At 63.8% G+C, this 11,694-nt stretch carries 12 protein-coding genes; 11 read left to right on the top strand and 1 reads right to left on the bottom strand.

Going from position 1 to position 11,694, the window contains the following annotated elements; translation table 11 throughout:
- The first annotated feature begins 271 nt into the window (after positions 1-271).
- From sppA to olsB, 11 genes are all read left to right on the top strand, one after another.
- Positions 272-1,222: a signal peptide peptidase SppA gene (gene sppA, locus BQ8482_RS35145; protein ID WP_123151787.1), complete on the top strand. Its 951-nt coding sequence runs from the start codon at positions 272-274 to the stop codon at positions 1,220-1,222.
- A gap of 70 nt (positions 1,223-1,292) precedes the next feature.
- Entirely contained in the window at positions 1,293-1,577 is a 285-nt protein-coding gene (locus tag BQ8482_RS35140) for an integration host factor subunit beta (protein ID WP_006200394.1), read from the top strand.
- Between the two features lie 82 nt (positions 1,578-1,659).
- Positions 1,660-1,992: a LapA family protein gene (locus BQ8482_RS35135; protein WP_123151732.1), complete on the top strand. Its 333-nt coding sequence runs from the start codon at positions 1,660-1,662 to the stop codon at positions 1,990-1,992.
- A gap of 135 nt (positions 1,993-2,127) precedes the next feature.
- Entirely contained in the window at positions 2,128-3,108 is a 981-nt protein-coding gene (lhpI, locus tag BQ8482_RS35130; RefSeq protein WP_123151731.1) for a bifunctional Delta(1)-pyrroline-2-carboxylate/Delta(1)-piperideine-2-carboxylate reductase, read from the top strand.
- 129 nt (positions 3,109-3,237) lie between these two features.
- The gene (locus BQ8482_RS35125) at positions 3,238-3,723 is read left to right on the top strand and encodes a DUF1772 domain-containing protein (protein WP_123151730.1); all 486 of its coding nucleotides are present in this window, start codon (positions 3,238-3,240) and stop codon (positions 3,721-3,723) included.
- Between the two features lie 89 nt (positions 3,724-3,812).
- Positions 3,813-4,859, top strand: a complete 1,047-nt coding sequence (locus BQ8482_RS35120; protein WP_123151786.1) for an RsmD family RNA methyltransferase — start codon at positions 3,813-3,815, stop codon at positions 4,857-4,859.
- Positions 4,860-5,717, top strand: coding sequence for a TrmH family RNA methyltransferase (locus BQ8482_RS35115; RefSeq protein ID WP_123151729.1), 858 nt, complete (start codon positions 4,860-4,862; stop codon positions 5,715-5,717).
- 8 nt (positions 5,718-5,725) lie between these two features.
- Positions 5,726-6,226 (top strand): signal peptidase II, encoded by a 501-nt coding sequence (lspA, locus tag BQ8482_RS35110; protein ID WP_123151728.1) that lies wholly within the window; start codon positions 5,726-5,728, stop codon positions 6,224-6,226.
- A 52-nt stretch (positions 6,227-6,278) separates the two neighbouring features.
- Positions 6,279-7,268: an acrylyl-CoA reductase (NADPH) gene (gene acuI, locus BQ8482_RS35105; protein ID WP_123151727.1), complete on the top strand. Its 990-nt coding sequence runs from the start codon at positions 6,279-6,281 to the stop codon at positions 7,266-7,268.
- A 112-nt stretch (positions 7,269-7,380) separates the two neighbouring features.
- On the top strand, positions 7,381-9,669 hold the full coding sequence (locus BQ8482_RS35100) for a hybrid sensor histidine kinase/response regulator (protein WP_123151726.1): 2,289 nt from the start codon (positions 7,381-7,383) through the stop codon (positions 9,667-9,669).
- A gap of 176 nt (positions 9,670-9,845) precedes the next feature.
- Entirely contained in the window at positions 9,846-10,721 is an 876-nt protein-coding gene (gene olsB, locus BQ8482_RS35095) for a l-ornithine N(alpha)-acyltransferase (protein ID WP_165848842.1), read from the top strand.
- A 145-nt stretch (positions 10,722-10,866) separates the two neighbouring features.
- Here the strand turns inward: olsB and grpE are convergent, their stop codons facing one another.
- Positions 10,867-11,502 (bottom strand): nucleotide exchange factor GrpE, encoded by a 636-nt coding sequence (gene grpE, locus BQ8482_RS35090; protein ID WP_123151724.1) that lies wholly within the window; start codon positions 11,500-11,502, stop codon positions 10,867-10,869.
- Positions 11,503-11,694 lie beyond the last annotated feature (192 nt).

Here is an 11,694-nt window from a genome sequence, read left to right as displayed (position 1 = left end):
GCCGGCGCCCTCAAGCAAGCACAAGCGGAGGAAAACCGCAAAAGTGTGACGGTTGCTGTTGCACAAACGAAAATGAAACCGGCACGACTTGCATCTCATACCAGATACAGGCGCACAGCGTTAGGGGCCTGTGGATTGGTCTTGATGTCTCTTGAAACGCCGGCTCGCGAACGTCGAAACCCTGTCTTTGGCGCAAGCTCGTCAGGAATCGGTAGCCGGGCGCGGATGGTTGCTTTAAAAGCATCTGCTTCCACCGACTATGAGGCTGACCATGGCACTGAGAGCCGACGACCTGATCGACCGCCGCCGCTTGCGCCGCAAGCTGACATTCTGGCGCGTTGCAGCGCTTGTTGTCGCGGCTGTCGGGCTGATTGCCTTTTCGAGCTGGATTTACGGTGACGACTTCACTGGCATGGCGGTGGACCATATCGCCAAGGTCAAGATCGAGGGCACCATTACCGAAGACGAAGACTTGATCAAACAACTGGATACCATCCGTCAATCCTCGAGGGTGAAAGCTGTGATCCTGTCGATCGATTCACCGGGCGGCACCACCGTCGGGGGCGAATCGATCTATGAGGCAGTGCGCAAGCTGGCCACCGAGAAGCCGGTGGTGGCCGAGGTCGGCACGCTGGCCGCATCGGCGGGCTACATGATCGCCACCGCGGCCGATCATATCGTCGCGCGCAAATCGTCGATCGTCGGCTCGATAGGCGTGCTGATCCAGTATCCGGACGTCAGCGGCCTTATGGACAAGCTCGGCATCAAGCTCGAGGAAGTGAAATCCTCGCCGTTGAAAGCCTCGCCATCGCCTTTCAAGCCGACCAATGACGACGAGCGCACCATGGTCCGCAAGCTGATCCTGGACAGCTACGACTGGTTCGTCGGCGTCGTCGCCGAACGACGCAACATGACCAAGCCGGAGGCGCTGGCCCTGGCCGACGGTTCGATCTTCACCGGCCGGCAGGCTGTTGCCAACAAATTGGTCGACGCGGTCGGCGGCGAGACCGAAGCGATCGACTGGCTCGCGACAAAGGGCGTCGACGCCAAGCTCAAGGTGGTGGAGTGGAAGGACGCGGAAGGCGGCTTCCTGTTCTCGAAAGCGATGGCGCGAACCATCGGCAGTGCGCTCGGCCTGCCCGACTATGGCGGCGAGATCATTCACGAACTTGGTGCCGACCGCTTGTTTCTTGACGGTCTCGTTTCCGTCTGGCACCCTTGAGACGAGTGAAAAAAGCAAATAAAATCATCCTCATAATTTTGACCGCAGTGTTTTCACGGGGAGCCTTCTCATGATCAAATCCGAACTTGTGCAGATCATCGCCACACGCAACCCGCACCTTTTTCTGCGCGACGTCGAAAACATCGTCGGCGCGATTTTCGACGAGATCACCGACGCGCTTGCCGAAGGCAACCGGGTCGAGCTGCGCGGTTTCGGTGCTTTCTCGGTGAAAAACCGCCCCGCCCGCACCGGCCGCAACCCGCGCACCGGCGAATCCGTCGAGGTCGAGGAGAAATGGGTGCCGTTCTTCAAGACCGGCAAGGAATTGCGTGAAAGGCTGAACGGCGGCAAATAGGCGCCGCGCGAGCTCGTGCAGCATGCCGGCCTTTTCAGTAGGGCCCGGCCCGCGGTAGAGCCCGCCTTCGACAGGAAATTCCATGTTCAATCGTTTCATGCTCGTCGTGGTCTTCGTGCCGCTGGCCGTCATCCTGATTGCGCTGGCGGTCGCCAATCGCGATCCGGTTGCCTTCACCCTGGATCCGTTCAACCCCGGCAATCCGGCGCTGACGGTGACGCTGCCGCTTTTCATCTTCCTGTTCCTGGCTCTTGCCATCGGCATGGTCGTCGGCAGCCTGGCGACCTGGATCAAGCAGGGCCGCTATCGCAGGCTGGCGCGCCAGCGCGGCGTCGAGGCCGAGAACCTGCGCCAGGCGGTCAGCCGTGCGCCGGCTGCGCCACAAGGCCCGGCCTTGCCGAAGCCGACGAACTGAGCCAACACAGCGCCGCACGTCCTTTGGGACGCACAAAGGACGCCGTACCATTTTGATTACGCATGATCTTTTCCGAAAATCGGTTCCGATTTCCGCGGTTATGCGTTAGGCGTATTTCTCTCCACGGAGTTTCCCATGCTGACCATTTCGGCGGCCGAGGTCGATCATGCGCTGACCTTTCCCGGCCTGGTCGAGACGCTGCGCGCGGCCTTTCGCGATGGCGCGATGCAACCGGTCAGGCATCACCATACGGTCGAACGGCCCGACGGCGCGGCCTTGACGCTGCTCCTGATGCCGGCCTGGACCGACTTCAATGCGGCCGGCACGTCGGCAGGCGGCCATATCGGCGTCAAGATCGTCACGGTGTCGCCCGACAACAACACCTTAGGCAAACCCGCGGTGATGGGGCTTTACCTCCTGCTCGACGGCGCGACCGGCGAGCCTGAAGCCATGATCGACGGCCAGCGGTTGACGCAGTGGCGCACGGCCTGCGCCTCGGCGCTGGCCGCCTCCTATCTGGCCCGCGAGGACGCTGAGCGGCTGCTGGTGGTCGGCGCCGGCGCGCTGTCGCCGTTCCTCGCCAGGGCGCATTCAGCGGTGCGGCCGATCACCGCCATCCGCATCTGGAACCGCACACCGGCCAATGCCGAAAAGGTTGCAGCGGAATTGCGCGCCGAGGGCTTTGCGGCCACCGCCGCGAGCGATCTCGACGCCGAACTCGGCCAGGCCGACATCGTTTCGTCGGCGACGATCACGACCACGCCGCTGATCAAGGGCGCGCTGTTGAAGCCGGGAACCCATGTCGATCTGGTCGGCGGTTTCACGCCTGATATGCGCGAAAGCGACGACGATGCGATTGCGCGTGCCCGCGTCTACGTCGACACCCGGGCCGGCGCCACCAAGGAAGCGGGCGACATCGTCCAGCCGCTGGCCTCGGGCGTGCTGGAGGCGCAAGCCATCGTCGCCGACCTGCATGAATTGGCACGCGGCCAAAAGAAGGGCCGGCAGAGCCCAGGTGAGATCACGCTTTTCAAATCGGTCGGCGCAGCCCTCGAAGACCTCGCCGCCGGCATTGCGGTGTACAAGGCGCTGAAGAGTAGGGCAGTAGGGCAGTAGGGCAAGCCGTACCAATCGTGCGGCTTCCTACAAGTCGTATTTTCCCTATTCACTTACTCCCTATTCCCCTACTGCCCTACTGCCTCCCGTCGGGGAACGTCTCCGGCGTCACGCCGTTGTTCGGGCGTTATGGAGATACGCGGGTTCCTGTTGTTCTGGTCCATCTTGGCCGCAGTCGTCGCGGCGCTCAGCCTTGGACCGTCCTTCGCCCATGTCCTGGAATCGGCTCCTCGGCTGACGAAGTGGTCGCCTTCGCTCTGGCGCGAGACGACTGTCTTCAACGCCCAGTTCCAGCTGTTTGCCGTCATTGGCGCGCCACTCGACGTGGCCGCGATCGGCTGCCCGGGACTTCTCGCATGGATGCTGCGCAATGACCGTCCGGCGTTCTGGTACGCGTTGGCCGCTGCCGTGCTCTATGCGGTGTCTCTTGCGATGTGGTTTGCTCTCGTCAAGCCGGCGAACGATATTCTGGCCACCTGGGTGCCTGGACCGATTCCGGAAAATTTCGAAGCGATCCGACGGCGCTGGGAAACCGGCCATATGATCGTCGCCGGCTTCAAGGCAGTCGGTTTCGTATCGCTGGTTGCCGCCCTGCTTTGGATCAGGCGCGGCTGACCGTTTCGGAAATGTCCAGCGACCGCGTTTGTTGCACCGGTGAATGTGCTGTGGCAGAAGCGGGCCAAGTCGCCCCGGAGATGCTCTTCTTGAAACCTTTTCGCGACAAACGCCGCGACAGCCGCTCGCATCAGCTCGCAAAGAGCGGGGCGGAACAGGCGCAGCGCGGGACTGGCACAGCATCGGGCAACCGCACCGAGCCGAAAGCCGCGCCGCGCGTCCTTTCCCGCCGCGACGGCGCCCTGCCCGCCGAACACCTGCCGCTGATCCTCGAAGTGGCGCCCAACGCCGATTATGCGCTGCTCGACAGCGGCGCCGGTCAAAAGCTCGAGCAGTACGGGCCCTATCGCATCGTCCGGCCCGAAGGCCAGGCGATCTGGCAAAAAGCGTTGCCGGCCAAAGACTGGGACCGCGCCGACGCCATTTTCACCGGCGACACCGACGAGGAAGGCATCGGCCGCTGGCGCTTCCCCAAGACGCCGCTCGGCGAGACCTGGCCGATGAAGCATGACGGAATCGACTATCTCGGCCGCTTCACCTCGTTTCGCCATGTCGGCGTCTTCCCCGAGCAGGCCTCGCACTGGGACCACATGGCCGGGCTGATCGCGGCGACGAAGCGACCGGTCAAGGTGCTGAATCTGTTCGGCTATACCGGCCTTGCCTCGCTGGTGGCGGCGCGCGCCGGCGCCGAGGTCACCCATGTCGATGCGTCCAAGAAGGCGATCGGCTGGGCCAGGGAGAACCAGGAGATGGCGGGCCTGTCGCAAAAGCCGATCCGCTGGATCATCGACGACGCCATGAAATTCGCCGAGCGCGAGGAGCGCCGCGGCAGCCGCTACGACATCATCCTGTTCGATCCGCCCGCCTATGGCCGTGGCCCCAAGGGCGAGGTCTGGCAATTGTTCGAGGACCTGCCTGATCTGACCGACCTCTGCCGCTCGATCCTGACGCCGAAGCCGCTTGCTGTCGTGCTGACCGCCTATTCGATCCGCGCCTCCTTCTTCGCCATCCATGCCTTGATGCGCGACACATTTGCCGGCATGGGCGGCACGGTCGAATCGGGCGAACTGATCATCCGCGAGAAATCCGCCGGCCGGGCGCTGTCTACGTCGCTGTTCTCACGCTGGGTGGCCTGAATGAGCGAGCGGCACGCCGGCGCGCCAGGGCAGGTGAAGGAAGTGACCAGCCTCGCCAATCCGTTGATCAAGGACATCAAGGCGCTCTCCCTGAAGAAATTCCGCGACCAGCAGAACGCCTTTATGGCCGAGGGGCTGAAGCTGGTCATCGACGCGCTCGACCTCGGCTGGTCGATCCGGACGCTGGTCTTCGCCAAGGCCGGACGCGGCAACGCTGCAGTCGAAAAGGTCGCGGCGCGCACGGTTGCCGCCGGCGGCACCGTGCTCGAAGTTTCGGAAAAAGTGCTCGTCGCCATCACCCGCCGCGATAACCCGCAAATGGTGGTCGGCGTCTTTTCGCAGAAATTCCTGCCGCTGAAGGACATCCGCGCTCGAGACGGCGACGTCTGGGTGGCGCTCGACCGCGTGCGCGACCCCGGCAATCTCGGCACCGTCATCCGCACCGTCGATGCCGTTGGCGCCAAGGGCATCATCCTGGTCGGCGAGACCACCGATCCTTTTTCCGTCGAGACCGTGCGCGCCACGATGGGCTCGATCTTCGCGGTGCCGGTCGCCAAGGCGACGCCGGAAACCTTCCTTGCGTGGCGAAAAGGCTTTCCTGGCCTCGTTGCCGGCACACATCTGAAGGGTGCGGTCGATTACCGCTCGGTCGACTTTTCCAAAGGCCCGGTGCTGCTGATGATGGGCAACGAACAGCAGGGCCTGCCCGAAAGCATGGCCGAAAGCTGTGACAGATTGCTGCGGATTCCGCAGGCCGGCCGGGCCGATTCGCTCAATCTCGCGGTGGCCACCGGCATCATGCTGTTCGAGATCCGGCGCGGCGCGCTGAAACTTGCCCCGGAGGACGCCAAACCGTGACATCCCAAATGGTCAAATCCCCAACGGCAAAATCATGGTTCCCCTACGCCCTGCTGGTCGCCGCCGCGATAGCGCTCGACCAGTGGGTGAAATACCTGGTCGAGACCGGCCTCGCCTTCCAGGAAAAGGTCGATCTTGTGCCGTTCCTGGCGCTGTATCGCACCTACAACACCGGCATCGCCTTCTCGATGTTTTCGTCCTTCGGCGACACCGGCCTGGTGGTCATCGCCGCTTTCGTCGTCGCTTTCGTGCTCTATCTCGCGGCCCGCACCCCGCCCGGCCACGTGCTTACCCGCATCGGTTTTGCGCTGATCGTCGGCGGCGCGATCGGCAATCTGTTCGACCGCGTTACCTATGGTCACGTGATCGACTACATCCTGTTCCACACCCCGGTATGGTCCTTTGCCATCTTCAACCTCGCCGACGCCTTCATCGCGGTCGGCGCGGTGGTGGTCGTCTTCGACGAACTCATCGGTTGGCGGCGCGAGGCCAAACCCTCAAGCGATTGACCTGGCCCTCTGCCGCCATACAGTGGCCATTCGAAAAGCCCGAGGAGAAGACATGTCCGAAACCTTCAAAGCCATCCTCGTTTCGCGCGACGCCGAGAAGAAGCAGTCGGTCGCGGTGACCGACCTCACCGAGGCCGACCTGATGGAAGGCGATGTCACCGTCGCCGTCGAGGCGACGACGGTGAACTACAAGGACGGCCTCGCCATATCAGGCAAGGCGCCGGTGATCCGCCGCTGGCCATTGGTGCCGGGCATTGACTTCGCCGGCACCGTCGTCTCGTCTTCCCATGCCGACTGGCGCAAGGGGGACAAGGTCATATTGAACGGCTGGGGCGTCGGCGAGACGCATTTTGGCGCCTATGCCGAGCGTGCCCGTGTCAACGGCGACTGGCTGGTGCCGCTGCCTCAGGGGATGAGCCCGCATGATGCCATGGCGATCGGCACCGCCGGCTACACCGCCATGCTTTGCGTCATCGCGCTGGAACGGCACGGCATCGTGCCCGATCGCGGCCCGGTGGTGGTGACGGGCGCGGCCGGCGGCGTCGGCTCGGTCGCGGTCTCGATCCTGTCCAGCCTCGGCTATCATGTCATCGCCTCGACCGGCCGCAGCGCTGAAAGCCCCTATCTGATCGACCTGGGTGCTGCGGAAGTGATTTCGCGCGACGAGCTTGCCCAGCCGGCAAAGCCGCTCGCCAAGGAACGCTGGGCCGGCGGCGTCGATGCGGTCGGCAGTCACACGCTGGCCAACGTCCTTTCGATGACCTCCTATGGCGGCGCCGTCGCCGCCTGCGGCCTGGCAGGCGGCATGGATCTGCCGGCGAGCGTCGCCCCGTTCATCCTGCGCGGCGTTTGTCTGCTCGGCATCGATTCGGTGATGGCGCCAAAAGCGGTCCGCCTGGAGGCGTGGCGCCGCATCGGCACGGACCTCGATCTCCAGAAGCTCGCCAGCCTATCCACGACCATTGGCTTTGACGGCATCATCGACGCCGCGCACGACATCGTCGAGGGCAAGATCCGTGGCCGCGTGGTGGTGGATATGTGAGTTCTGTCGTCTGCCGTTTTGCGCGAAAGGAAGGCAAAAAAACCGCGCGACCGATAAAATTCGAACGATCGGCCGCAATTTTCCATAATCTCTGTCTGGCAAGGGTTTCCGCATGGTCACGGAATCCGGCATCAGAGAAACGGAGAGCGCCGAAAGCGTCGACGAGATCGGCCCGGAGGCGCCAAGACGGCAGCATATCGCAGCGCCGCCACTGGCGCCCGAGCTGCCCGCCGCCAATCGCGAAGGCCTGCCGTTCCTGACGCTCGTCGCCATAGTCGTGCTGGCAGGTCTGTCGCATCTGACCGGAGCGCCGGTCTTCATCACTTTCGGCCTTTTGGCGACTGGCATGGCCGGTCTCGCCGTGCATCTGCGTGCCAGGCGCAAGGAGCGTCGTACGGTTGCCCTCCTTGGCGAGACCGCAGCTCGCAGCCGCGCCGAGGTCGAGACCCTGGCCGACCGCATGTGGGAGATGCAGGAGAGCGAGGAACGCTTTCGCGGGCTGATCGACGCGCTTGGCGATCTCGTCGTCCACCGCGACCGTGACGGCAACATCGTCTATGCCAACAAGGTTTTCGCCGATCTTGTCGGAGCCGATCAGCGCGACCTTGCCGGCAGGACCCTTGCCGAACTCGGCATCGACGTCGGCATCGTTCCCGATGCCGCTTTTTCCGACCACGAATGCCTGAGTTCCACCGACGTCGCCATTCGCACGCCGGCTGGCCCGCGCTGGTTCTCATGGATCGAACTGTCCGTGCGCGACAAGGAGAACGGCGGCGCCTCGCATCGCGCCATCGCCCGCGACATCACCGCCCGCAAGCACGCCGAATCGTCGCTGATCACCGCCCGTGAGCGAGCCGAATATGCAAGCCAGGCCAAATCGCGCTTCCTCGCCACCGTCAGCCACGAGATCCGCACGCCGATGAACGGCATCATCGGCATGGCCAGGCTGCTGGCGGACACCAATCTCTCGCCCGAACAACGGACCTATGTCGGCGCCGTCTCGACCTCGGCCAGCGCACTGCTGGCGCTGATCGAGGATCTGCTCGACTATTCGAAGATCGAGGCCGGCCGCTTCGATCCCGAACCGCAGCCAATGTCGGTGCGCGAGATCGCCGACAACGTCGTCGAACTCTTGGCTGCGCGCGCCTTCGCCAAGAATATCGGCCTTGGCTGCCATGTCGAACCCGACGTGCCGCAGATGATATCAGCCGATCCGGGAAGGGTCCGGCAGGTGCTGCTCAACCTGATCGGCAACGCGATCAAGTTCACCGACAGCGGCGGCGTTTTGGTGAGCATCGCTCGTACCCGCACCGAAACCACCGACCGCATATGCTTCACCGTCGCCGACACCGGTCCCGGCCTGCACGAGGACGACATGGAGCGCATCTTCGAGGAATTCGAACAGGCTGATGGCACGTCGACCCGCGCGCATGGCGGCGCCGGGCTCGGTCTTGCCATCTCCAGGCGCCTCGTGATCGCCATGGGCGGCACGATTTCGGTATCGAGCCGGCTCAGCCAAGGCTCCGAGTTCGTCTTCGAAATCCCTGCAATATCGGCCACCGAGCCGCCGCAGACCCGCCTGAATGCGCTGTCAGGACGGCGCGCGGTGATCCTGTCGAAGAACGCCATCGAGGCCGACGCCATCGCCCGCACCATCCGTGCCAATGGCGGCATGGTCGATCTGGCCGCGACCGCCTCCCAGGCAGCGTCCTTCGCAGAAGGCTGCGACGTGCTTCTGGTCGATGCGGCCATGGAGGAGGGCGACGGCAAGTTGCTCAAACGCCTTCGCCAGAGCGGCTTTGCCGATTGCGAGGCGATCACGCTGATCGCGCCTACCGACCGCGGCATGCTGGGCGAGTTCCGCGCCAGCGGCTACGCCACCTTCCTGGCAAGGCCGGTGCGCGGCGAGACGTTGCTGCGCGTGCTTTTGACCAGCAGCGTGCCCGCCCTCACCCAGCCACAGCTGGAAAAGCCCGGCGCACCATCCGTCCGTGCCATTGGCGGCCGCAGGCAGGGGCTGTCCGTGCTGATCGCCGAGGATAACGACATCAACGCCATGCTTGCTCGTGCCACTCTGCTGAAGGCCGGGCATCGCGTGAAAGTGGTCGGCAACGGCAAGGCCGCCGTCGAGGCCGTCACTGGGACCGGTCACAAGCACCGCTTCGACGTGGTGCTGATGGACCTGCACATGCCTGTCATGGACGGGCTGGACGCCATCGCCGCCATCCGCCGGCACGAGGAGGAAACCGCCGTGCCGCCGGTTCCAATCATGGTGCTTTCGGCGGACAGCCAGGAAACGACGCGCCACGCGGTGCTTGCCCATGGCGCCAGCGGCTTCGTCACCAAGCCGCTCGACCCCGACGCGCTTGTCCATGCGATCGAGGGCCAGGTGGCCGCCTGATCCGCCGGCTGTCCTTCCTGGCTTCCCTGCGTAACATAGCCGGTTGAAGGATTACCCAGCCGACGAAGTATTGCCCGTAGCACCGTATCACGGTACTGTCACAATCCTGTTGCACCTACACCGTATCCCCGTGCCAAGAGGGATGGCTCGAAGGAGAATCACTCGTGCATACAGTTATGCCGGAACGTGACGCTCGGCCGAACGCCAGTGGTGCTTTGCTCACCGGGCGGAACGTCGATGCCGTCATAAAAGGCGAAGCGCTCGGCCGAATCGGCAACCTCGAAGTGCGGCTCGCCCGCAACGAGGCCGAGATCGCCGCCGCGCAGGAAGTGCGCTACCGGGTGTTCTATGACGAGCTTGGTGCCAGGAAGAACCTGTTCCAGGTGCAGGACCGCCGCGACGCCGACCATTTCGATCCGCTTTGTGATCATTTGCTCGTCTTCGATACCTCGCTGTCCGGTCCCGAGCATCGCCGCATTGTCGGTACCTACCGCCTGCTGCGGCAGGAAATCGCGGCAGCGGCCGGCGGCTTCTATTCCGAGGGCGAATTCGAACTGACCAATCTTATCGCCCGCCATCCCGGCCAGCGTTTCCTCGAGCTCGGCCGCTCCTGCGTCTTGCCGGAATACCGCTCGAAGCGCACCATCGAGGCGCTCTGGCAAGGTATTTGGGCCTATATCAACCATTACGGGATCGGCGTGATGACCGGTTGCGCTTCGTTCCACGGCACCGTGCCGGCGGCGCACGCCGAAGCGCTGACCTATCTCGCCCATCACTGCCGGACGAATTCGGCCTGGGACGTGCGTGCGGTCGCCGGGCGCTACTGTTCCATGGATTTGATGCCGATCGAGGCGGTCAATGCCAAGGCCGCGATCGCGGCGATGCCGCCGCTGGTCAAGGGCTATCTGCGCGTCGGCGCGCGCATCGGCGACGGCTGCGTCATCGACCGCGAATTCTCGACGGTCGACGTGTTCGTCGTGATGCCGGTCCAGGAGATCGGCGCCCGCTACGTCAATTATTATGGCGGGGAAGCCCAGCGTTTCGCCGCCTGAGTAGGGCAGTAGCGGAATAAGGCAGCAGGGGAGTAGGGGAGTAGGGGGGAGCAGGCCAACGGCCGGAGTAGGCAATTGCTCTACTTTATCGTAGGTGGCGTTATTCCCTACTCCCGTACTGCCCTATTCCCCCTACTCCCCTAACTTACGCATCCTTCTCAGCTTGCTCATTCACCGGCCCTGGCTCGACCGGCGCTTCACCAGCCACATGCTTGGGACCGCCTTTGGCAACGCCGACCATGGCCGGCCGCAACACCCGCTCGCCGATCGAATAGCCTGGCTGCACGACCTGGACCACGGTGTTGGCCGGCACCTCCGGATTGGGCACCTCGAACATCGCCTGGTGGAAATTCGGGTCGAATTTCTCGCCTTCCGGCTCGAGCTTCTTCACCCCGTGCCGCTCCAGCGCCGATAGCATGGCGCGCTCGGTGAGCTCGACGCCCTCGATCAGCGCCTTGAAGCCGGCATCGCCCGACGCCTTGGTTTCAGCCGGGATCGCATCCAGCGCGCGGCGCAGATTGTCCGATACCGACAGCATGTCACGGGCGAAATTGGCAACCGCATAGGCACGCGCGTCGTGCACGTCACGGGCGGTACGGCGGCGCAGATTCTCCATCTCGGCCGCGACACGGAGTGCGCGGTCCTTCAGCTCGTCGTTTTCCTTCAACAGCCGCACAAGCGCTTCATAGTCGCCGTCGACGCTGCCTTCCGAGCGCTCGGCGGCGGCCTCAGCCGCTTCGATATCCTCGGGCGCGCGTTCGTCTTTTGCCTGGTCGCTCATCGCCGTTTCCCGTCTTTTCGAATGATGTGGATTTTGTGCCCGATATCGAGGTTTGGCGGCCAAAAATCAAGGGGCAAGCGATACTGGAGCGGCCGCTCGCGCTTCGACGACGCACCATGAAGACCTTTCGATATTAATTCAAATTTTACTGTAAGCGCCGGCTTTGCTTGCCAAGATGCTGCGATGGGGGAA

It is taken from the genome of Mesorhizobium delmotii, from assembly GCF_900149755.1.
Classification (GTDB): Bacteria; Pseudomonadota; Alphaproteobacteria; order Rhizobiales; family Rhizobiaceae; genus Mesorhizobium; species Mesorhizobium delmotii.
Note: the sequence above shows the minus strand (reverse complement) of the source record. Positions and strands in the feature narration are given on the sequence as shown.